Raw genomic sequence first — 21,618 nt, 5'->3', positions numbered from 1 at the left:
GCTTACAGGTACGCAAATTTAATCAATTGAGCCCCCGTGCGGGAGACCGTTAACTGGCTCCAGCGGCCGGGACGAGCCCCCGTGGATGCTCCCGCCGTACCGATCATGCTCGCCGCCCGCGCCGACGCGGGAGCGACACTCACTGCCCTGGAGAAGGTTTCATGAGCGACATCGACAACACCCTGCTTCTCGATCTGTCCCGCCGGCTGATCCAACTGGTCACCTTCGATCCGCCGGGCAATGAGCTGCCGGCCGCCCAGTTGGTCGCCTCGGTACTCGCCGACTTCGGCATCGAAAGCGAACTGCAATCCATCGGCGAGAACCGCGCCAACGTGGTCGCCCGGATCAAGGGCAAGGGCCAGCGCCCGGCACTGATCTTCTCCGCCCACCTGGACACCATCAGTGTCAACGAGGGCGAGTGGAGCGTGCCGCCTTTCGGCGCGCTGGTGAAGGATGGCCGCCTCTACGGCCGCGGCGCCACCGACATGAAGGCCGCGCTGGCCGCCATGGTGGTGGCCGGCATCGCCATGCAGCAGCGCAAGGACGAACTCCAGGGCGACCTGATCCTCGCCTTCAGCGCGGCGGAGAACTCCAGCTGCCTGGGCGCCAAGCACCTGGTGGAAAGTGGCGCGCTGGCCGGCGCCGGTGCGCTGCTGGTGAGCGAGCCGACTTCCCTCGACGTCTTCACCGCCGAGAAGGGCGCCCTGTGGATTCGCGCCACCGCCAAGGGCGAGTACGGCCACAACGCCTTCTCCGCGGACCGCACTGGCGATCGCGGCAGCGCGATCCTGCGCATGGCCGAGTTCCTCTGCCGGGTGCGCGACCTGAAGCTGCAGGCCCCGGTGCATCCGATGCTGGGCTCGCCGACCGTCAATGTCGGCATGATCGAGGGCGGCATTTCCTGGCCGCTGATCGCCCCCGAGTGCCACGCCTGCATCGACATCCGCACCGTGCCGGGCCTAACCGCGGACGACGTGGTCCAGCAGTTCCAGGCCATCGCCGGCCCCCACGTCAGCCTGGAAGTCGTCGACGAGAAGCCGCCGATCGACACCCCGCTGGAGCACCCCTTCGTCTCGCTGTGCGTTTCCTCGGTGACCGCCGAGCGCGGCGCCGAGCCGGTGGTGACCGGGGTTTCCTACTACTCCGACGCCGCGGTGATAGCGCCCGCGCTCAACGTCCCCATGGTCATCATCGGCCCCGGCGAAGTGGGCAAAAGCGGCTCGGTGGACGAGTACGTCGAGCTCGACAAGCTCGAAGCCTCCGCGCGCATCTTCGCCGACATCGCCCTGCGCTACCTGGCATGACGGGCCGCGCGATGAACGACATCGAGCCGAAACTGCCCGCCGCCTTCGAGCGGGCCATGCAGGCACTGGATGCGCAGCCGGTCGACGGCACCTGCAAGGGTCTGCCGCCGACACTGGCGCCCATCGCGTTCCGCGAGATCGGCCAGCAGGGCTGGAACCTGCTGAACCAGGATCTGGCGTTCCCCGTCGCGGTGCTCAAGCGCAGCGCCGTGCAGAACAACCGCGAATGGATGAAAGCGTTCCTGCGCCATACCGGCGCGCGGATCGCGCCCCACGTCAAGACCAGCATGTCGCCGCAGCTGTTCCAGGCCCAGCTGGAAGACGGCGCCTGGGCGCTGACGGCTGCCACCGCGAACCAGGTGGCGGTCCTGCGCCGCTTCGGTGTGCCGCGCATCCTCATCGCCAATCAGGTGCTCGGCCGGCAGAACGTCGCCCTGCTGTTCGATGAGCTGGCGCGCGAGGAGGGTGCCGAGCTGCTGGTGATAGTCGACTCCGCGTCGTCCCTAGAGGCGCTGCTCGAAGGCGGGCGGGGCAGGGCGCTGAAACGCCGCCTCGGCGTGCTGCTGGAAGTCGGCGCGCCGGGTGGCCGCACGGGCCTGCGCGATGCAGCCGAAGCGTGCGCATTGGCGCAGCGCATAGCTGGTAGCGATATCGTCGAGCTGCGTGGCCTGGAGTCCTACGAAAGCGTGTTCCCCGGGCTGCCGGAGGAAGACAAGCTGCCGCGCATCGAGCGCATGCTCCAGGCCATGCTCGGGCTCGCCAGCGACTGCCTGGCGGCGGGGTGGTTCGCGGCAGGGGAGATCGTGTTGTCCAGCGGCGGGTCGGAATACTTCGACATCGTCGTGAAGCGGCTGAGCGAGTGGCGCGCGCTGCAAGGGCAGGTGGTGGTGATCCGCAGCGGCTGCTACCTCGCCCACGACCACCTGGCCTATGCGCGGGCCTTCGACCGCCTGCTCGCGCGCCAGCCGGAACTGGATGGCATCGCCCCGCACCTGGCGGGGGCGCTGGAGGTGTGGGGCATCGTCCAGTCCCGCCCGGAGCCGGGGACCTTCATCGTCACCGTGGGCAAGCGCGACATCAGCTTCGACTTCGAGATGCCGGTGGCGCGCCTGCATTACCGGCCGGCCTTCGGCGCCCGGCCCAGGGCGCTGGATGCGCAGTACCGGGTGACCCGCCTCAACGACCAGCACGCATTCGTGCAGTGCGACGCGCAGGCCGACGTGCAGGTCGGCGACCTGATCGGCTTCGGCATTTCCCATCCCTGCACCACCTTCGACAAGTGGCAACTGATCCCCGTGGTGGACGACGTCTACGACGTCCGCTCGGCCATACGTACCTTCTTCTGAGCTGGAGCAACGATGAGCGCTGAAATCAACGAAATCCGCATTCCCACCCCCGCCGGCCCCGCCTATGGCGAACAGCTGCGCGTCGGCCTGATCGCGTTGTCCGCCGATGTCGCCATCGAGCGTGACTTCCACCGCATGGCGAACACCGACGAGGTGGCCGTGTTCACCACCCGGATACGGCTTCGCGAGCCGAACACCGAGGAAACCTTCCGCGAACTGGAGCGCGAGCTGCCCAACATCGCGCAGCTCATCCTGCCGCGCTCACGGCTGGACGTGGCGGTGTTCGGTTGCACCGCCGCCTCGATGCTGATCGGCACGCCGGAAGTGGAGGCCGCCGTGCAGCTTGGCCGCGAGGGCATCGCGGTGACCAACCCGGCGATCGCGGTAGTGGAGGCCCTGCGCGCGGTCGGTGCGAAGCGCGTGGCCATGCTGACGCCCTATACGCTGTCGGTGACCGAGGCGGCCGTGGCGTTCTTCGAATCCAATGGCTTGGAGCTAAGCAGCGTGGCGTGCCTGGGCGTCGACCTGGACGACAACCATGCGCGAATCAGCGAGGAGCTGTTGCTGCAACAGGCGCTTGCGCTGGATTGGCAAAGCGCGGACGCGATCTTCCTGTCGTGCACCGCCATCCGTTCGTTGAACGTGATCGAAAGGCTCGAACGGGAAACCGGCAAGTTCGTCATCTCAAGCAACCAGGCCACCTTCTGGCATGCCCTGCGCCTGGGCAAGGCTGCTGCGCCGGTGAAGGGCTTCGGCCGGCTGTTCGAGCACTGAGCCGGAGCCCTGGGCGGCGCAAGTCAGTCGCGAGCCGGCTTGCCTGCGTCGCGCTTCACTTCCTTGAGCATCCAGTCGCGGAAGGTCAGCACGGTGTTGCTCGGTACCTTGCGGTGCAACAGCAAGTAGTTGCCATCGCATTTGACGCCGATGTCGGACAGCACCACCAGGTTGTTCTGGGCGATGTCTTCGCGCACCAGCTCCACCGGGCACAGGGCCACGCCGTGGCCGGCGATGGCGGCGGTGCTCATCAGGTTGAAATCTTCGTAGACGATGCCGGCCAGCGGGGCGTTGAGCTCGACGCCGGCGGACTTGAACCAGGAGGCCCAGACCTCGCGGTCGTTGTCGTGCAGCAGCGGTACGCGGGCGATCTTCTCCGGCGTCGAGAGGTCGCCGTAGCGGGCCACGAAGGCGGGGCTGCACAGGGGGCGGGATTCACCGGAAAAGAGTTCGACGCCCACTTCATTGGCCGCGACGGGGTGTGCCTGGTAACGGATCACGACATCGCAGTCACTGCGCATCTCGAATATTTCATGGGGCGCGTAAATGACCCGGATATCGATATCCGGATGGGCCGCCATGAACTTCGGCAGTCGCGGAATGAGCCAGCGTGAAGCGAATGAGGCAACCGAGGCGACGGACAGTGTCTTGCCTTTCTTGGAGCGGATTATTTCATCGCAGAAGTTCTCGATCTGCTGGAATGAATCCGTTAGTAGATTTGAGAGTTGTTCGCCAATCGGCGTGGGCACTATCCCGCGTCCGACGCGCTGCACCATCTGCACGCCGAAGTGGTCCTCGAGCTGCTTGATCTGGTGGCTGATGGCCGGATGCGTGACGTTCAGCTCGGCCGCGGCCTTGGTGACGCTGCGCAGGCGCGCCGCGGCCTCGAAGGCGCGGAGGCTGGCGAGCGGAGGAATGCTGGGCATTTCGGAGTCCCTCTTGCACGAGGCTGAGATGTTAGTTTGATTTACAGGTTAGATGAAAAGAGTAACTTGTATCAAGCCTCGGATTGAAAGAATCTAGCGTCGAAAGTTCAGCTGTTAGTGCTGCTCTAAAGTTTGAGTTTTATTGCTGCTTATAATATCCCGAGAGAGTCGAAATGAGTGATTCGAATTCCATTTACGGACGCATCGAAGAAGCCGGTATCGTATTGAGCCCGCCGGGTATTCCGGTGGCCGCTTATGTGCCTTTCGTGGAATCGGGAAAGTTGCTGTTCCTGTCCGGGCATATCGCCAAGCAGAAGGGCCAGCCCTGGGTGGGCCAGTTGGGCACGGACATGGACACCGAAACCGGCATCCGCGCGGCGCGTAACATCGCCATCGACGTGCTGGGCACCCTGCAGGCGGCGACCGGGGACCTCAACCGCATCGCGCGCATCGTCAAGGTACTCTGCCTGGTCAATAGCGGTTCGCAGTATCGGGAACACCACATCGTCGCCAACGGCTTCTCGGAAACCCTCGAACACATCCTCGGCGCGCCGGGCAAGCATGCCCGCAGCGCCTTCGGCGTGGCGCAGATCCCCAGCGGCGCCTGCGTCGAGGTGGAGTTGGTCGCAGAACTGCGCTAGGCGCATTCCGGTACCCGGTCTGAAGGAAGTCGAGGAACCCATGGCTACGTTGGCAGAAACATCCCGCGCCCTCGAACGGGGCGAAACGACGGCGCTGGCGCTGGTGACTGCGGCGCTGGAAAGGGCCCGCAGCAGCGCTCACGTGTTCACCGAGCTCTTCGCCGCGGAGGCCCTGGCGCAGGCCAGCGCCGCCGATGCCCGGCGCGCCCGGGGCCAGGCGCTGAGCGCGCTGGACGGCATACCGCTGGCGATCAAGGACATCTTCGACGTGCGCGGCAGCCGGACGCTCGCCGGCTCCCTGACCCGCCGCGAGGTGCCGCCGGCGCAGGCCGATGCCGCGGTGGTGGCTGCCCTCAGGGCCAACGGCATGATTGCCCTGGGCAAGACCAACCTGAGCGAGCTGGCGTTCTCCGGGCTGGGCCTCAACCCGCACTTCGGCACGCCCACCCCGGATTTCCCGGGCGTCGAGCCCAGGGCCCCCGGCGGTTCGTCGGCGGGCTCGGCGGTGGCGGTGCAGCGCGGCATCGTCAGCGCCGCGCTGGGCAGCGACACCGGCGGATCGGTGCGGGTGCCGGCGGCCTTCAACGGGCTGGCGGGGTTCAAGAGTTCGCCAGAACGTTACCCGATGGTGGGCGTGCATCCGCTGGCCCGCAGCCTCGACAGCCTTGGCCCCATCGCGCGCACCGTGGGCGACTGCGTACTGCTCGACGCCGCGATGCGCGGGCTGCGTGCGCCGTTGATCGAGGCGGCGCCCCTTGCGGGCAGCCGGCTGGTCATCGAGGCGGGCATTCTCGACGACGGCGGCATCGAGCCGGCGGTACGCAGCAACTTTCTAACGCTGATGCGGCACCTGCAAGCGCAGGGCGCCAGGCTCGAATGGCGGCGGCTCGCGGCGGTGGCGGAGGTGCGCCAGCTGATTCCACGCGATGGCTGGCTGGGCGCCATCGAAGGCTGGGATTTCCTCAAGGACCTGGTCAGCGGTCGGCAGGGCGGCGTCATCGACCATCGGGTCAGCAGCCGCCTGCGCAGCGCGGCGGACATTCCCGCGCAGCGGGTGGCGGCGATCCGCGCGGCCCGCCAGCGCCTGCTGCAAGCCATCGCCGCCGAGCTGGACGGCGCCTTCCTGGCGATGCCGACGGTCAGGCACGTCGCGCCGCCACTGGCACCGCTGGAACGGGACGACGCGCTGTTCGCCACGACGAACATGGCCACGCTGTCCCTGACCATGATCGGCAGCTTCCTGAACATGCCGGGCGTGGCCATCCCCTCCGGCGTCGATCCCCAGGGGCTGCCGACCTCGGCGCTGATCTCCGCGGTCCAGGGCCGCGACGACGAGGTTCTGGCCCTGGGCCTGGCGGTGGAAGCGGCCTTCGCCGAGCACCGCTGAAACACGGTTTTTCCGATTCACGCCCGGGCCTGCGGCCCTGGCGCAGGCGTGCGGCTGCCCGCGGTTCGGGGCGGCCGGCGTCCACCCATTACCCAAGGCGCCCGCAGGGCGCGCGAACCAGAAAGAGGGCAAGGCATGGATCTTCAATTGAAAGGCAGGACCGCGTTGGTACTGGGCGCCGGAGGAGGGCTGGGCGGCGCCATCGCACGCACCCTGGCTGCGGAAGGGGCGAACCTGGTGGTCGCCGACATCGACCCGCAGGCGGCCCGGGCCACCCTGGATGCGCTGCTGTCCGCTGGCGCCCAGGGCATGGCGCTCACCTGGGACCTCGGCGACCTCGCCCAGGTGGAAGGCCATGCCGCAGCGATCGAGGCGCGCTTCGGTGGTGTCGACATCCTTGTCAACAACACCGGCGGCCCGCCGCCGACGCCGGTCGCCGGCCAGGATCCGGTGCTGTGGCAGAAGCAGTTCCAGGCCATGGTGCTGTCGGTGATCGCCATCACCGACCGGCTGCTGCCGGGTATGCGCGAGCGCCAGTGGGGGCGGATCATCACCAGCGCCTCGTCGGGCGTGGTGTCGCCGATTCCCAACCTGGGCATTTCCAATGCCCTGCGCCTATCGCTGCTGGGCTGGTCGAAGACCCTCGCCCGGGAAGTCGCCCGCGACGGCATCACCAGCAACATCATCCTGCCGGGGCGGATCGCCACCGACCGCATCCGTTTCCTCGACCAGAAGAAGGCCGAGCGGGAAGGGCGCAGCGTGGAAGAGGTGTCCCGCGAGAGTACCGACTCCATCCCCGTGGGCCGCTACGGCGAACCCCAGGAATACGCCGATACGGTGGCCTTCCTCGCCAGCGCTCGCGCTTCCTACATCACCGGTTCAGTCATCCGCGTGGATGGCGGGCTGATCTCCAGCATCTGAGGACATGGCGATGACACTCGATCCTTCCATCCGCGAGATTCTCAGCGGCATCTCCACCGCGACGCTGACCACCGTACTGCTGAAGAAGGGGCTGCGTAACGTCTGGCTGCGCGGCACCCGGCCAATCCGCCCGGGCCAGCCGCGCCTGGTCGGGCGGGCCTTCACCCTGCGCTTCGTGCCGGCCCGCGAAGACCTGGCGACGCCCGAATCCTGGTCCTCGCCGATCTCCACCCGCGCGGCGATCGAAGCCATGCCGGAGGGCTGCATCGCCGTGGTCGACGCCATGGGCGTCACCGATGCCGGCATCTTCGGCGACATCCTCTGCGCGCGCATGCACAAGCGCGGTGTGGCCGCCTTGATCACCGATGGCGTGGTGCGCGACGTCGCCGGCGTGCTCGGCACCGGCCTGCCGGTCTGGTGCCAGGGCGTGGCGGCGCCGCCGTCGGTGGCCGGGCTGACCTTCGTCAACTGGCAGGAGGCGATCGCCTGCGGCGGTGTCGCGGTATTCCCGGACGACGTGATAGTCGTCGACGACGACGGCGCGGTGCTCATTCCCAAGGGGCTGCTGGAAGAGGTGGTGGAAATCGCCGCCGAACAGGAGCGCCTGGAGGGCTGGATCATGCAACAGGTGGATGCCGGCGCCTCGCTGCCGGGCCTGTACCCACCGAACGCGGAAAACCGCGCGCGCTACGAAGCCGAGAGATAATCCGCCGCCTGTCTCGCCGGCTCGCCCGGCGGGGTTCCACCCGGGGCGCACACAAGGCGGCCCGGCGTTTGCCTTCATCCCATCCGCGGCCATTCGCTGCCCGGCTATCCGCCGGCTTGGCGTCCGGCCCGCCGGGCAGGGTAGATTCCTCTCGGTGATCCAGGGGGCCGTCATCGCGGCCCCTTTTCCGCTTCGAACCTCCTTTCCAACGGGTTGCTCAGAACAATGACAATACGCAACGACACCGGAATCGCGCGCAGGATCCGCCATGCGCGCCTGGCCACCATCCTGGGCTTCATGATGATCGGCGGCATGATGTACATCTGGTCCACAGGCGTCAGTGCCTTGCGCCACCAGCTAGGTCTGGCGGGCAGCGCCGGCGACCTGAACTACGGCATGATCGCCTTCGGCATCGGGGCCGGGGCGGCGGCGGGCGCGCTGTTCACCGGCCGCCTGCTGGACCGCTTCGGCGCGCGCAAGGTCGTGCGCGTCGCGGTGATCCTCTATCCGCTTTCGATCATTCCCCTGGGCTTCGCCAGCGAATTCTGCTTCGCACTGTCCGTCGGCGTGCTGCTAGGCGTATTCCGCGGTGCCACCGAGACGGCGCTGAACGCCCATGGCGTGCAGGTCGAGCGCTTCTACGGCCGGCCCATCATGTCCAACTTCCACGCCTGTTTCTCCCTCGGAGGCTTCCTGTTCGGCATGCTGGGCAGCTATTTCGCTGGCCTGCAGCCACAGAGCGCCCTGTACCCGTTCGCGATCACGGGGACGCTGCTGTTGCTGCTCAGCCTCGCGTTCAGCGGTTTCATGCTGGAGAAGGACGAGGTGCTGGCGCAAACCCAAAGCGGGCATGCTACAGCGCTGCCCGCCGAGCGTGGCGAAGGGCGCCCGTTCCTGCTGATGCTCGGCTTCGGCCTGCTGCTGCTTGCGGTCATGGTGGGAGAGGGCGCGGTGGGCGACTGGGGCCAGGAGTTCATCCACCGCGAACTGGGTGCGACCACGGCCTTCGCCGGGCTGGCCATCAGTTGCTTCACCGGCGCCGAATTCATCGGGCGGCTGATCGGCGACCGCCTCACCCTGCGTTTCGGCGCCGCACGGGTGGTCATGGCCAGCGGCGCGGTGTCGCTGGCCGGGCTGGTTCTCGCGCAACTCGGCGACGCCCGGCTCGCCCTGATCGGGTTCGCGCTGTTCGGGCTGGGCATGTCCTGCCTGGCCCCGCTGTTGCTGTCCAGCGCCGGCCGCAAGGACCCGCGCAACGCCGGCCGGAATATCGGCATCGTCAACTGCGTGGGCTTCTCCGGCATGCTGGTCGGGCCGGCCGGCATCTCGCTGGCGGTCGATCACTATGGCCTGGACGTGCTGCTGTTCTTCCCTATGGCGCTCATGCTGCTGATGACGCTCGTCGGCCCCAGGTTGGTCGGGAGCCGCACGCCCCCGGCAGCGGAGCCGGTGCCCCGGGGCCGCACCCGCCTAACAGGCGCTAACAGCATATAACGGGCGACTTTGGCACTCCTGCCCCATTCTCATGAGCAGTCCCTGTCCTCGCGCCAAGGCGCAGGACAGTCAATGCAGGGCTGCTTGGGAAAGGGAGGTTGGGCGGATGACTGAAGGTATCGGCTGCATGAGCCTGGCAGGGCGCTGCAGCAATGCGGAATTCGGTGCATTGCTGGTCCAGGCGCAACAGGGCGGTGGCGAGGCGTCGCCGCGCCTGCTCAAGGCGCTGGTTCCGCTGCTCGTGGCGTTCTTCGAAGGGCAGGTACAGGCCGGGCGGATGCGCGGGGAAGACCTCGGCGAGGTCCTGCGGGCTACGTTGAAGGCCGTGGATTCACAGCGTGCCAGCTATGACCCCGCGGGCCCTTTCCGTGCCTGGCTGCTGGATATCGCCCGGCAGGAGCTGGGCGAATACCAGCGGCGCTCGGCGGCGCAGGTGGTGTTGCCCCAGGCCGACGCCAGGCAACGCCTTTCCCGCACCAGCCGCAAGTGTGCGCGGGTGCTCTGAATCGCCGGGCCCGCCGGTCATCGTTCGTCAGGAAGTACCGATGCAGTCGATCGAGAAGGTTCTCTACACCGCGCACACCCGCACCCTCGGCGGCCGCGACGGCATCGCGCGCAGCGACGATGGCCGCCTGGACCTGCGCTTTTCGCCGCCGGGCGCGCCGGGGCAGGGCACCAACCCGGAGCAGCTCCTGGCCGTCGGCTGGTCGGCCAGCTTCATCGGTGCGCTGCGGCATGCCGCCAATGCCCGGAAAGTCCCGTTTCCCCCCGATGCCACGGTGGAGGCGGACGTGGACCTGGTGCACGGCGAGCACGGCTTCTTCCTGCGGGCGCACCTGGCCATCTCGCTGCCCGGCGTCGAGGCGGAGCTGGCCCGCTGCCTGCTGGACGCCGCCCGGCAGAGCTGCCCGTTCACCAAGGCCACCCGCGGCAACATTCCGCTGCTGCTGAGCCTGCAGTAGACAGGTGCGCATCCTGTGGCGGCGTCCACACGGCCGCTACAGGATGTGCTTGATTGCCCGAGCAAAACGCCTATCCTCGTAGGATTTCCGAGCCCGAGAGAATTTCCCGTGGAGTCCGTAACGGACGCATTGCACGATTCCTTTGACCCGTCCCTCGAGTTCGGTCCCTTCCGCGTCATGCCCGGCAAGCGCCTGCTCAGCCGCGATGGCGAGCCGGTGGAGATCGGCGGCCGCGCCCTCGACCTGCTCATCGCCCTGCTGGAGAAGCCGGGCCAGGTGCTGTCCAAGCGTGAGCTGATCAAGCGCGTCTGGCCCGATGTGGTGGTCGAAGAGGGCAGCCTGCGCTTTCATATGAACAGCCTGCGCCGCGCCCTCGGCGACGGCGAGCAGGGGGCGCGCTACATCGCCACCCAGGTCGGCGTCGGCTATGCCTTCGTCGCCCCGGTGAACCGGCGCCCGGCCCTGGACGCAGCGCCTTCGGCCACGCCCGTGGCGCCGCTCGGCGAAAGCGTGGGCGGCCTGCCGCCGCGGGCCAGGCTGTTCGGCCGCGAGGCGGACGTGGCCCTGGTGCTGGAGCGCCTGGCGCAGCCGCGGCTGTTCACCATCGTCGGCACCGGCGGCGTCGGCAAGACCAGCCTGGCCGTCGAGGTGGGCCACCGCGCCGCCGGCGAGCGCCTGGAGCCGGTGCGCTTCGTCGACCTGGCGCAGGTCGAGGATGCGGCGCTGGTGCCTTCGGCGCTGGCCGCCTCGCTGGGCATCCCCGTGCAGGTCGAGGACCCGCTGTTCGTGCTGCTCGCCCACCTGCGCGGGCAGCGGCTGCTGCTGATCATCGACAACTGCGAGCACCTGGTGGACGCGGTGTCCGCCGTCGCCGAGCGCATCGGCGAGGCCGCGCCCGGCGTCGCGCTGCTGGCCACCAGCCGCGAGCCGCTGCGGGTGCGCGGCGAGCAGGTGCACTGGCTGGGGCCGCTGGGCTTTCCGGCCGACAGCGAGGGGCTGAGCCTGGAGCAACTGCTGGCATTCCCGGCGCTGCGGCTGTTCGTCGAACGGGCGAAGGCCGGCAACGCCTCGCTGGCGCTGGAGGAGGGCGACGCCCAGCTGGTCGCCGACATGTGCCGGCGCCTGGACGGCATGGCGCTGCCGATCGAGCTGGCGGCGATGCGCGCTGCCAGCCACGGCGTCAAGGCCACCCATGCCCTGCTGGGCGAACGTTTCTCGCTCGGCTGGGCCGGCTGGCGCACCGCGCAGCCGCGCCACCAGACGCTGCGAGCGATGCTCGACTGGAGCTATGACCTGCTCAGCGCCCCGCAGCGCCTGGTGTTCGACCGCCTGGCGGTGTTCGTCGGGCCGTTCTCGCTGCAGGCGGCCTCGCAGATCGTCGCCGATGCCCGGATCGACGAGCTGGAAGCCGCCGCCACCCTGGACGAACTCGCCGCCAAGGGGCTGGTGACGGTCGACCGCAGCGAAACGACGGTCACCTACCGCCTGCTGGAGATGACCCGCGCCTACGTGCGCGACAAGCTGCCGGCCCACGGCGCGGCCGAGATGCACAGCCTCGGCTTCCGCCATGCGCTTTTCTACCTGAAGCTGCTGGAGGGCCTGGGCAGCTCGCCGGAAGACATCTTCGACGGTTGCGCGCGCCTGGCCAGCCAGCTCGGCAACATTCGCAGCGCCCTGGAATGGAGCTTCGGCCCCCAGGGCGACCCCGGCCTGGCGCTGCCCCTGGCGGCGGCCAGCGCGCCCCTGTTCCTGCACTTCTCGCTGCAGGTGGAATGCCGCACCTGGTGCGCGCGGGCCACCGAACTGCTGGAGCTGGGCTACCACGGCACGCCCACGGAAATGGAGCTGCAGGCCGCGCTGGGCCTGGTGCTGATGTTCACCCGCGGCAACAGCGGCGCGGCCGAAACCGCCTTGCTGCGGGCCCTGGACATCGCCGTGGCGCTGGACGACCGCTGGGCGCAGCTGCGCCTGCTGGGCCGCCTGCAGATCTTCTACGAGCGCATCGGCGACTTCGCCTCGTCGCTGGCCTGGGCCGAGCGCGCGCTGGCGATCGGCGACAGCCTGGGCGAGCCGGAGGCCATCGCTATCGCCGCCTCGCTGGCGGGTATTTCCCACCACCTGCTGGGCGACCAGCGCCTGGCGCGCCAGGAACTGGAGCGCTCGCTGCGCAACAGCCTGCCCTCCGAGCGCAGCCGGACCCTGCACTACGGCTTCGACCACCACAACCGCACCGGCCTGGCGCTGGCGCGCACGCTGTGGCTGCTGGGCTTCCCGGACCAGGCGCGGCGCCTCGCCACGCAAGTGGAGGCCGAAGCCGCGGAGCTGAAGCACCCGGCCACCTACTGTATCGCCCTGGTGTGGACGCTGTGCATCCACATCTGGAACGGCGACCTGGCGCAGGCCGAGGCGAGCCTGCAGGCCTTCAGCCAGATCGCCCACGCCAATGCCTTCGCCCCGTACGTGGCGGCCTCTCTGGGCCTGCGCGGGGCCATCGCCATCCGCCGCGAGCAGCCCGGCGACGCGGTGCCGCTGCTGGAGGAGAGCCTGTCGCGGCTGCAGGGCATGCGCTACGAGCTGCTGACCACTTCGTTCGAGATTTCCCTGGCCGAAGGCCTGATCCTCGATGGGCAATACGCGCGGGCCCTGGCGGTGATCCAGCGCAGCGTCCAGCACTGCCGGCGCAGCGGCGACGCCTTCGCCCTGCCGGAACTGCTGCGCTTGCAGGCTCAGGTGCTCAAGGCGCTGGGCGAGGGCGCCGCGGCGGTCGATGCCGTGCTCGACGAGTCGCTGGCCCTGGCGCGCCAGCAAGGCGCGCGGGCCTGGGAGCTGCGCGCGGGCATGGACCGCGCGAAGCTGCACCTGGAGCAGGGGCGCAACACGGAGGCGGCGCAGTTGCTCGATGCCTGCGCACTCAGCGAAGGCTTCGACAGCCTGGACATGCGCCGATTGGCGCAGTTGCGCCAGCAGCTGGGCTGAGGCGGGTAGAGCGCACTCTTCTGCACGTTGCAGAAGAGTGCGCCCTATATAACGAAACAGAACTGTTTACCTTAACTGGCCACTGTATTCATATCCTGCCTGTTTATTCTTTTTTATCCGGCACCGGAAGGCTTCAAACAACTTTCCTATTACCGGGCGACACCTTCGTATCATGGTTGGCGGTTGCATAACTTGGTTTGATGGGTTGGCGTTTCCCCTTGTTTGTTCATTGCGCCAATCATCCAGGACAAAACCATGAAAAAGCTCACGACAGCCGCTGGTGCGCCGGTGGTCGACAACAACAATTCGCAGACCGCAGGCCCCAGGGGCCCGGTGCTGCTGCAGGACGTCTGGCTGCTGGAAAAGCTCGCGCACTTCGACCGCGAGGTGATTCCCGAGCGGCGCATGCACGCCAAGGGCTCGGGCGCCCATGGAACCTTCACCGTCACCCACGACATAAGCCGTTATACCAAGGCCCGGCTGTTTTCCGAGATCGGCAAGAGCACCGAAGTTTTCGTGCGCTTTTCCACCGTGGCCGGGGAACGCGGCGCCGCCGATGCCGAGCGTGACATTCGCGGGTTCGCCATAAAGTTCTATACCGAACAGGGCAACTGGGACCTGGTGGGCAATAACACGCCGGTATTCTTCCTGCGCGATCCGTTGAAGTTCCCCGACCTCAATCATGCGGTCAAGCGCGACCCGCGCACCCATCTGCGCAGCGCCGAAAACAACTGGGACTTCTGGACCCTGCTGCCCGAAGCCCTGCACCAGGTCACCATCGTCATGAGCGACCGCGGGCTGCCCCGCTCGTACCGGCACATGCACGGCTTCGGCAGCCACACCTTCAGCTTCATAAGCCCGCGGAACGAGCGCTCCTGGGTGAAGTTCACCTGGAAGACCCAGCAGGGCATCGAGAACCTCACCGACCAGCAGGCCGAAGCCCTGGTCGGCCGCGATCGCGAAAGCGCCCAGCGGGACCTGTATGGCAGCATCGAGGAAGGCCGCTTCCCGCGCTGGACGCTGTATGTGCAGATCATGCCGGAGGCGGACGCGGCGACCTGCCCGATCAACCCCTTCGACCTGACCAAGGTCTGGCCGCACGGCGATTACCCGCTGATCGAAGTCGGCGTCCTCGAACTCAACCGCAACCCCGCGAACTACTTCGCCGAGGTGGAGCAGGCGGCCTTCAGCCCGGCCAACGTGGTGCCCGGCATCGGCTTCTCGCCGGACAAGATGCTGCAGGCGCGGCTGTTCTCCTATGGCGATGCGCAGCGCTACCGCCTGGGCGTCAACCACCACCAGATTCCGGTGAACGCGCCGAAATGTCCGTTCCACAGCTATCACCGGGACGGGCAGATGCGCACCGACGGCAACGCCGGCAGCACCCTGGGCTACGAGCCCAACAGCTACGGGCAATGGCAGGAACAGCCGGACTTCAGCGAGCCGCCCCTGGCGCTGCAAGGCAGCGCGGGCCACTGGGACCATCGCGAGGACCAGGACTATTTCTCCCAGCCCGGCGCGCTGTTCCGCCTGATGACCTTCGAGCAGCAACAGGCGCTGTTCGACAACACCGCGCGCTCGATCCAGGGCGCCTCGGCGCAGACCAAGCAGCGGCATATCGATAACTGCAGCAAGGCGGATCCGGCGTACGGCGCGGGCGTGGCAAGCGCCATCGAACGGCTGGGCCGGGGCTAGCGCCCGGGGCAGAAGCGGCCGTTGCCGCTTCTGCTGCCCATGGAAAAAGCCGCGCGCCCATCCATGGGCGCGCGGCCGGCTCGCAGCGGATCTAGCCCGGTATCGACTCGTCGCCGAAGGCCTGGACCTCTTGCACCAGGCTCTGGGCGGCGAGGGCCACCAGTTGCCGGCCCTTTTCGACGGAGGCTTGCGCCGGGTCCGAGCCCATGCGGCCGTCCGGGTGGCGCGCGCGGAAGTCGAGCGCTTCGCGGATGGGGCCCCAGTTGGCGATCCGTGGCGAATACTCGGCGGACTTGATGAAGTCCGGATAGGCCCACTGGGTCACGGCGATCTCGGTGGGCGTGGCATGGATGCCGTGGCCAGTGGGGAACTGTTCCCGCGCCAGGGCATCGACGCCTTCCAGGTCCCACCAGTTGCACAGCTTCAGGGCGAAGCCGGCGCGGCGCCGGGCGAAACTCGCTTCGGCGTAGAGCTCCGAGAAGGCCGCTTCGATCGAGGCGATGTTGCCGCCGTGGCCATTGAGAAAGAAGATCTTCTCGAAGCCGTGGCCGGCCAGCGAGCGCACCCAGTCGCCGATGGCGGCCATGAAGGTCGAGGGCCGCAGCGAAATGGTGCCGGGGAAGCCCAGGTGGTGCTGGGCCATGCCGATGTTGAAGGTCGGGGCGATGAGGATGTCCGCCAGCTTCTGCGCTTCGCCGGCGATGATCTCCGGGCACATCCAGTCGGTGCCCAGCAGGCCGGTGGGGCCGTGCTGTTCGTTGGAGCCGATGGGGATGACGATGGTGCGGCTGCGTTCGAGAAACTGGCCGATCTCGGCCCAGGTCGATAGATGCAGGAACATCTGGGGGCTCTCCTTGGAAAGGTTCCTGGCGGAACCCGGTGGGGTGGGGTTCGAGGCGCGGGGCCCTGTCTGTAGCGGCCGGGACGTAATATGCTTCCGGCCCTGCATTCGGCGCCGCTTGCGCAGATCGATCAAAGCACCCGGATGTCGCTTCGGCGATTGCACGATGGTGTCGGTCGATACTTAGGTATGCACGCAAGGGTATGGCCGAGCACCGCTTCGAACCGCGCGTCAAAAAGGAAACAGGCTGCGTGCCCAAGGCTATGAACAACAATGCTGCAATGGCCCCGTCCCCGTGGGGCGTCGTCGGCCTGTGCATGCTCTTCAACGTGATCGACGGCCTGGATGCAATGGCCATGGCCTTCACCGGCGGCAGCGTGTCGACGGAGTGGGGGCTGAGTGCGACCCAGCTCGGCGCGCTGCTCAGCGCCAGCCTGGTGGGCATGGCCTGCGGCTCGTTCATCAGCCCCCGGGCGGACCGCTACGGGCGCCGGCCCTTGCTGCTGGCGGGCCTTTCGCTCAGCAGCGTCAGCATGCTGCTGTCGTTCTGCAGCCCGAACCACCAGGTGCTGATGCTTCTGCGCATGCTGACCGGCGTCGGCACCGGCGCGGTGCTGGTGGGCGCCAATGTGCTGGCCCATGAGTACACCGGGGCGCATCGGCGTAGCCTGGCCATCGCCCTGCAATCCCTCGCCTTCGCGCTGGGCGTGAGCCTGGGCGGCCTGCTGGCCCACCTGTTCAACGAGTGGCTCGGCTGGCGCTACGTGTTTCTAGCCGGCGGCGTGGTCACGCTCGCGGCCGTGGCGGCGGGTGCGCTCTGGCTGCGCGAGTCGCCGGAATTCCTGGCCCTCGACCGGCAACCGAATGAAGGGGCACGGCCATCGCGAGGCGCGGAATACCGGCAGCTGTTCGCCCCCGGCCAGTGGCAGCTGACCCTTTCGCTGGCCCTGGGGCTGTTGCTGCTCATGTTCGGCTATTACTTCGTGATGAGCTGGACACCGACGCTGATGCTGCACAACGGCTTTTCCGAAAAGCAGGGCTCCGCCGGCGGGCTGTTGCTGGGCCTCGGCGGCATGCTCGGCGCCTTGCTGGTGGGCCTGGCGGCGAATCGTGCGGGGGGCCGCCAGCTGTTGCTGGGCCTGCTGCTGCTCAATGCCGTGCTGATGACGCTGCTGGTGCCGGCCACCCGCGTCCCGCTGCTGGCCATTGCCGTGGGCTTCGGCGCGGGGCTGTCGCTCAATGGCGCCATCGCGGCGCTCTTCATCCTCGCGCCCCAGGCCTTCTTCACCGCGATTCGCACCAGCGGCGTGGGCCTGGTGCTGGCGACCGGGCGCCTGGGGGCGATCCTGTCGCCTGCCATCGCCGGGGTGCTGCTCGATGCCCAGTGGAGCACGCAGGACCTGTTCGACTTCTTCGCCGGCAGCCAGCTGCTGGCGGCCCTGCTGGTCTGGCTGGGCTGCCGGAGGCCGCTGTCGGTCCCGGCCTGAGCCCGGGCGGCGAGGGCGCCTCAGCGCTCGCCGTCGGGGGCGATCTCCAGCAGCGCCGCCATCTTCACCAGGTCCGGCAGCGAGCGCGCCTTCATCTTGCGCATGGCCCGGCCGCGATGGGCCTTCACGGTGATCTCGCTGATGCCGAGGTCGGCGGCCACCTGCTTGTTCAGGCGCCCGGCGACCACCATGCGCAGCACGTCCCGTTCGCGCGGCGTGAGGCTGGCGTAGGCGGCGCGCAGGGTGCGCAGCCTTTCCTGCTGCTGCAGGGCCACGCGGCTGTGCGCCAGGGCCTCGGCGATGGCGCGCAGCAGGGTGTCGTCGTCGAAGGGCTTGGTGAGGAATTCCACCGCGCCGGCCTTCATCGCGCGCACCGTGAGCGGCACGTCGCCGTAGCCGGTGATGAAGATGATCGGCATGGCCGGGCGCTCGCCGGCCACGCTGCGCTGCAGGTCCAGCCCATTGAGGTCGGGCAGGTTGACGTCCAGCACCAGGCAACTGGGCACCAGGGCCGCGGGCTGGTCGAGGAAGGCCCGGGCGGAGTCGAACAGCACCGGTTGCCAGCCGGCGAAGCGGATCAGCAGCTCCAGCGACTCGCGCACCGAGACGTCGTCGTCGACCACGTAGACCAGCGGCGTGGCGTCGGCCTGTGGCCGGGTTCCCCCCTGGGGGGCAGGGACAGCGTTCAACATGCCTGGTTCTCCTGGTGGCCTGCGGCGTCAGCCGACCGGTAGCGCGGCGCTGAGCGCCTTGAGCAGTTCCGCCTCGCTGAAGGGCTTCAGCAGGCAATCCACGGCGCCCTGGGCGATCAGGCGCGGGCGGGTGGCCGCGTCGCCATGGGCGGTGATGAAGATGATGGGGATGCGCCAGCCGCGCCGGGCCAGTTCCTTCTGCAGCTCCGGCCCGGACATCTCCGGCATGGCCACGTCGAGGATCAGGCAGCGCGTCTGCGCGAGGCAGTCCGAGTCGAGGAAGGCCGGCGCCGAGGCGAAGGCCTGCACGGCGAAGCCGAACTCGCGCAGCAGGTCCGGCAGCGATTCGCGCACGGACTCGTCGTCATCCACCAGCGACACGAGCAAAGGCGTGGTCATCGGGCGTTCCCCCTGGCGTCGTCGGCGTCCGCGGCCGGCATCGGGATGGAAAAGATGAAGGTCGCGCCGGGGCCGTCGTGGGCCGTGGCCCAGATCCGCCCGGCATGGTGTTCGATGATGGAGCGGCTGACCAGCAGGCCGATGCCCATGCCGGCGCGCTTGGTGGTGTAGAAGGCGTCGAACAGCCGGTGGGCGTCCTGCGGGGGGAAGCCGTTGCCGTTGTCGCGCACCGCCAGGAACACGCTGGAATCCAGGTCGTAGCCGCTGCTGATGCGCAACTGCCGCGGGCGGCCGTGCACCTCGGCCAGGGCGTCCATGGCGTTGATGATCAGGTTGAGGATCACCTGCTGCAGTTGCACGCGGTCGCCGGGCACGGGCGGCAGCTGCTCGTTGAACTGCGGCACCACGGCCACGCCGTTGCGCTGCAGTTCGTTCTGCAGCATGGCGAGCACTTCCCGGGCCGCCGCGTTGAGGTCCACCGGCTCGCTGGCCACCCCGTCCTTGGCGAACAGCGCGCGCAGGCGCTTGATCACGTCGGCCGCGCGGTTGCCGTCGCGGATGGTGCGCCGCGCGGTCTCGCGGGCGCCATCGACGTTGGGCGGAGTGGCGCCGAGCATGCGCAGGCAGGTGTTGGCGTTGGTGATGATGCCGGCCAGCGGCTGGTTGACTTCATGGGCGATGGATGCGGTGAGCGCCCCCAGGCTGGCGACCCGGGCCACGTGCGCCAGCTCGGCGCGGACCCGGCCCAGGGCCTCGTCGGCAAGGCGGCGCTGGGTGACGTCCTGCACGGCAGCGATGTATTCCAGGGCGCCGTCGGCGTCGCGCATCGCCTGGGCCACGATGTGCACGTGGCGGACCACGCCGCCAGGCAGCAGCAGCCGGTGCTCGTGTTCGAAGTCGCGGGCGGCGTGGCGCTGGCGCTGGAACACCTCGTCGAGGCGGGAGAGGTCGTCGGGGTGGACCCGCGAATAGACCAGCTCGAAGCTCGGCGTCAGGCCCGGGTCCAGGTCGAGCAGGCGGTAGATCTCGTCGGACCAGGCGATCTCGTCGTTATCCACGTGCCAGGAGAAGGTGCCGGTCAGGCTGATGCGCTGGGCCTTGGCGAGGAAGGCCTCGCTCTGCTTGAGCGCGGCCTCGCCGCGGGCACGCTCGATGGCGATGCTGGCCAGGTGGCTGAACTGCGCGATGCGGTTGCGCTGCGCCTCGTCGGGCTGCCAGGCGTGGCGGAAGAACAGCGAGAGGACGCCGCTCACTTCGCCGCCGGTGGCGATCACCGGCGTCGCCCAGCTCGCCCGCAGGCCGTGGGCCAGGGCGGCGGCGCACCAGGCGGGCCAGCGCGTTTCGGCGGAGAGGTCGGCCACCACCAGGGTTTCGCCGCTGAGCACGACCAGGGATTCAGGGCTGCTGCCGGCGTCCACCGCCTGGCCGTCGCTGGCCATGAGGCCCGGCGGCAGGCCGGGGCCGGCGCCGGGTTGCAGGCGCAGTTCGCCCGGTGCCTGCACGGCGCGGCGGCTGCGGCGGGGCGCGACCAGGGTGATGCCGCACAGGCAGTCGTCGAGGCTGGCTTCCACCAGTTGGCACAGCGCTTCGAGCACCAGGGGCAGGGCGGCGCCGCCGGCCATCAGGCTGTGCAGGCGTTTCTCGCCGGCCAGCAGCAGCTCGGCGCGCTTGCGTGCGTCGATGTCGGTGTTGCCGCCGTACCACTTGAGCACGCGGCCGGCTTCGTCACGCTGCGGCACGGCGTGGATCAGGAACCAGCGGTAGCTGCCGTCGAAGCGCCGCAGGCGGGCCTCGAACTCGCCCGCAAGCCCGGCGGCCAGCAGGCCCTGCCAGTAGGCGCCCAGCGCCGGCGCGTCGCCCGGGTGCACGGCGTTCATCCAGCCGGTGCCGCGGGCCTCGTCGGGAGTCATGCCGGTGTAGTCGAACCAGCGCTGGTTGAGAAACTCGACGCTGCCGTCGGGCGCGGTGCGCCAGACGAAGCCGGGGATGCTGTCGATGAGCGCGTCCAGGGCCGGGGTGCTGGTGGTCGCCGGGCCCGGGCCGAGGTCCTCGATGTCGATGGCCAGGCCGCACCAGGTGCCGGCGGCGGCGTCGAGGCGCTCGACGCGCAGCAGGAAGCGCCGGTAGGCGCCGTCGAAACGCCGCAGGCGCGCCTGCATGTCCTGCGCCTGGCCTGTGTGAAAGATGGCGGCCCAGCGTTGGAGCAGCGCCGGCAGGTCGTCGGGGTGTACCGCCGACTGCCAGCCATCGCCCAGCGCCGCGTCGGCGCAGTGGCCGGTGTACGCGCACCAGGGGCGGTTGACGGAGTCGACCCGGCCGTCGGCAGCGGCGGTCCAGGCCAGGCCGGGCAGCCTGTCGACGACAGGGCCGGGTTCGTTGTGCATACCGATCCTCTCTCGGCGGTAGCCGTTTCGCGAGCATGCGCCACCTTGGCGGAGCTGCCCATCATACCTTGGTGTCGGCTGGGCGAAAGCGCCGTCGTTGACGGGGTAGGGGGTTACGTGGGGGCGCTCGATACCTTCGTGCAATCGTCCCCGGCGGCCAGCCTCTGCTCTGATCGGCGGCACATACCGAATCCGGTATGCACGAGCACATGCCAGGAGGCAGCCATGACCACCGAAACCGTTCTCTACACCGCCAGGGTCCACACCACCGGGGCCCGCGACGGCGGCACCTCGCGCAGCGACGACGGGCGCCTGGACATCCGCCATTCGCTGCCCGGCACGCCGGGCACCGGCACCAATCCGGAGCAGTTGTTCGCCGCCGGCTGGTCGGCCTGCTTCGAAGGCGCGCTGGGCCTCGCCGCGCGGCGGAAGAAGATCGCCCTGCCGGCCAACCTGGCCATCGACGCCGAAGTGGAGCTGTGCCAGGGCGGCGAAGGCTACTTCCTGCGGGCGCGCCTGCAGGTCAGCCTGCCGGGGCTGGAACGGGACGCCGCCCTGGACCTGATCGAGACGGCCCACCAGACCTGCCCCTATTCGAAAGCCACCCGCGGCAACATCGACGTGGCGCTCTCACTCGCCTGAACGAGCCTGCTGCGGCACGCCAGGCCGGCGTGGCCGCAGCG

At 68.8% G+C, this 21,618-nt stretch carries 19 protein-coding genes; 14 read left to right on the top strand and 5 right to left on the bottom strand.

Features of this window, described 5'->3' with window-relative positions; all coding sequences use genetic code 11:
* The first annotated feature begins 161 nt into the window (after positions 1-161).
* Genes PcP3B5_RS15450 through PcP3B5_RS15440 form a run of 3 tightly spaced genes read left to right on the top strand, consistent with a single transcriptional unit; the run spans position 162 to position 3,424 of the window.
* On the top strand, positions 162-1,304 hold the full coding sequence (locus PcP3B5_RS15450) for a M20 family metallopeptidase (protein WP_061561780.1): 1,143 nt from the start codon (positions 162-164) through the stop codon (positions 1,302-1,304).
* 11 nt (positions 1,305-1,315) lie between these two features.
* The gene (locus tag PcP3B5_RS15445) at positions 1,316-2,650 is read left to right on the top strand and encodes a type III PLP-dependent enzyme domain-containing protein (protein WP_061561779.1); all 1,335 of its coding nucleotides are present in this window, start codon (positions 1,316-1,318) and stop codon (positions 2,648-2,650) included.
* Positions 2,651-2,662: 12 nt separating this feature from the next.
* Positions 2,663-3,424, top strand: a complete 762-nt coding sequence (locus tag PcP3B5_RS15440) for a maleate cis-trans isomerase family protein (protein WP_009621924.1) — start codon at positions 2,663-2,665, stop codon at positions 3,422-3,424.
* 23 nt (positions 3,425-3,447) lie between these two features.
* Here PcP3B5_RS15440 and PcP3B5_RS15435 read toward each other — a convergent pair whose 3' ends face one another.
* The gene (locus PcP3B5_RS15435) at positions 3,448-4,350 is read right to left on the bottom strand and encodes a LysR substrate-binding domain-containing protein (RefSeq protein WP_009621927.1); all 903 of its coding nucleotides are present in this window, start codon (positions 4,348-4,350) and stop codon (positions 3,448-3,450) included.
* 173 nt (positions 4,351-4,523) lie between these two features.
* On the opposite strand from PcP3B5_RS15435, the gene PcP3B5_RS15430 reads away from it, so the two are divergent.
* The 9 genes from PcP3B5_RS15430 to PcP3B5_RS15390 all read left to right on the top strand — a co-directional run bounded on the left by PcP3B5_RS15430 (position 4,524) and on the right by PcP3B5_RS15390 (position 15,132).
* The gene (locus tag PcP3B5_RS15430) at positions 4,524-4,991 is read left to right on the top strand and encodes a RidA family protein (protein ID WP_043272826.1); all 468 of its coding nucleotides are present in this window, start codon (positions 4,524-4,526) and stop codon (positions 4,989-4,991) included.
* Positions 4,992-5,031: 40 nt separating this feature from the next.
* Positions 5,032-6,378 (top strand): amidase family protein, encoded by a 1,347-nt coding sequence (locus PcP3B5_RS15425; RefSeq protein ID WP_061561778.1) that lies wholly within the window; start codon positions 5,032-5,034, stop codon positions 6,376-6,378.
* Between the two features lie 135 nt (positions 6,379-6,513).
* Positions 6,514-7,299, top strand: coding sequence for an SDR family oxidoreductase (locus PcP3B5_RS15420; protein ID WP_009621933.1), 786 nt, complete (start codon positions 6,514-6,516; stop codon positions 7,297-7,299).
* 10 nt (positions 7,300-7,309) lie between these two features.
* Positions 7,310-8,005: a ribonuclease activity regulator RraA gene (locus tag PcP3B5_RS15415; RefSeq protein WP_009621935.1), complete on the top strand. Its 696-nt coding sequence runs from the start codon at positions 7,310-7,312 to the stop codon at positions 8,003-8,005.
* 225 nt (positions 8,006-8,230) lie between these two features.
* Entirely contained in the window at positions 8,231-9,499 is a 1,269-nt protein-coding gene (locus PcP3B5_RS15410) for an MFS transporter (protein WP_061561777.1), read from the top strand.
* Positions 9,500-9,605: 106 nt separating this feature from the next.
* Positions 9,606-10,004, top strand: coding sequence for a hypothetical protein (locus tag PcP3B5_RS15405; protein ID WP_051879234.1), 399 nt, complete (start codon positions 9,606-9,608; stop codon positions 10,002-10,004).
* Between the two features lie 40 nt (positions 10,005-10,044).
* Positions 10,045-10,461 (top strand): organic hydroperoxide resistance protein, encoded by a 417-nt coding sequence (locus PcP3B5_RS15400; protein WP_043272823.1) that lies wholly within the window; start codon positions 10,045-10,047, stop codon positions 10,459-10,461.
* A 108-nt stretch (positions 10,462-10,569) separates the two neighbouring features.
* On the top strand, positions 10,570-13,437 hold the full coding sequence (locus tag PcP3B5_RS15395; protein ID WP_061561776.1) for an ATP-binding protein: 2,868 nt from the start codon (positions 10,570-10,572) through the stop codon (positions 13,435-13,437).
* A 255-nt stretch (positions 13,438-13,692) separates the two neighbouring features.
* A complete protein-coding gene (locus PcP3B5_RS15390) occupies positions 13,693-15,132 on the top strand; it encodes a catalase (RefSeq protein WP_237143036.1) in 1,440 nt (479 codons plus the stop codon).
* Positions 15,133-15,223: 91 nt separating this feature from the next.
* Here the strand turns inward: PcP3B5_RS15390 and PcP3B5_RS15385 are convergent, their stop codons facing one another.
* Complete coding sequence (locus tag PcP3B5_RS15385; RefSeq protein WP_061561775.1) at positions 15,224-15,973, bottom strand: creatininase family protein; 750 nt, start codon at positions 15,971-15,973, stop codon at positions 15,224-15,226.
* 281 nt (positions 15,974-16,254) lie between these two features.
* Here PcP3B5_RS15385 and PcP3B5_RS15380 point away from each other — a divergent pair, with 281 nt between their 5' ends.
* The gene (locus PcP3B5_RS15380) at positions 16,255-17,460 is read left to right on the top strand and encodes an MFS transporter (RefSeq protein ID WP_237143035.1); all 1,206 of its coding nucleotides are present in this window, start codon (positions 16,255-16,257) and stop codon (positions 17,458-17,460) included.
* Positions 17,461-17,480: 20 nt separating this feature from the next.
* Here PcP3B5_RS15380 and PcP3B5_RS15375 read toward each other — a convergent pair whose 3' ends face one another.
* From PcP3B5_RS15375 to PcP3B5_RS15365, 3 genes are read right to left on the bottom strand one after another with little or no spacing between them, the layout of a single operon-like run.
* Positions 17,481-18,152, bottom strand: a complete 672-nt coding sequence (locus PcP3B5_RS15375) for a response regulator transcription factor (protein WP_061561773.1) — start codon at positions 18,150-18,152, stop codon at positions 17,481-17,483.
* 27 nt (positions 18,153-18,179) lie between these two features.
* Complete coding sequence (locus PcP3B5_RS15370; protein WP_009621952.1) at positions 18,180-18,551, bottom strand: response regulator; 372 nt, start codon at positions 18,549-18,551, stop codon at positions 18,180-18,182.
* Positions 18,548-20,935, bottom strand: a complete 2,388-nt coding sequence (locus tag PcP3B5_RS15365) for a PAS domain-containing protein (protein ID WP_061561772.1) — start codon at positions 20,933-20,935, stop codon at positions 18,548-18,550. Before PcP3B5_RS15365 ends, PcP3B5_RS15370 begins: the two co-directional genes overlap by 4 nt.
* Positions 20,936-21,160: 225 nt before the next feature.
* Here PcP3B5_RS15365 and PcP3B5_RS15360 point away from each other — a divergent pair, with 225 nt between their 5' ends.
* Positions 21,161-21,577 (top strand): organic hydroperoxide resistance protein, encoded by a 417-nt coding sequence (locus PcP3B5_RS15360; protein WP_043272815.1) that lies wholly within the window; start codon positions 21,161-21,163, stop codon positions 21,575-21,577.
* The last annotated feature ends 41 nt before the right edge of the window (positions 21,578-21,618 follow it).

Origin of the sequence: Pseudomonas citronellolis (genome assembly GCF_001586155.1) — a bacterium.
GTDB lineage: Bacteria > Pseudomonadota > Gammaproteobacteria > Pseudomonadales > Pseudomonadaceae > Pseudomonas > Pseudomonas citronellolis.
The sequence above is the reverse complement of the archived record's forward strand: the minus strand, read 5'-3'. Positions and strand labels throughout refer to the sequence as shown.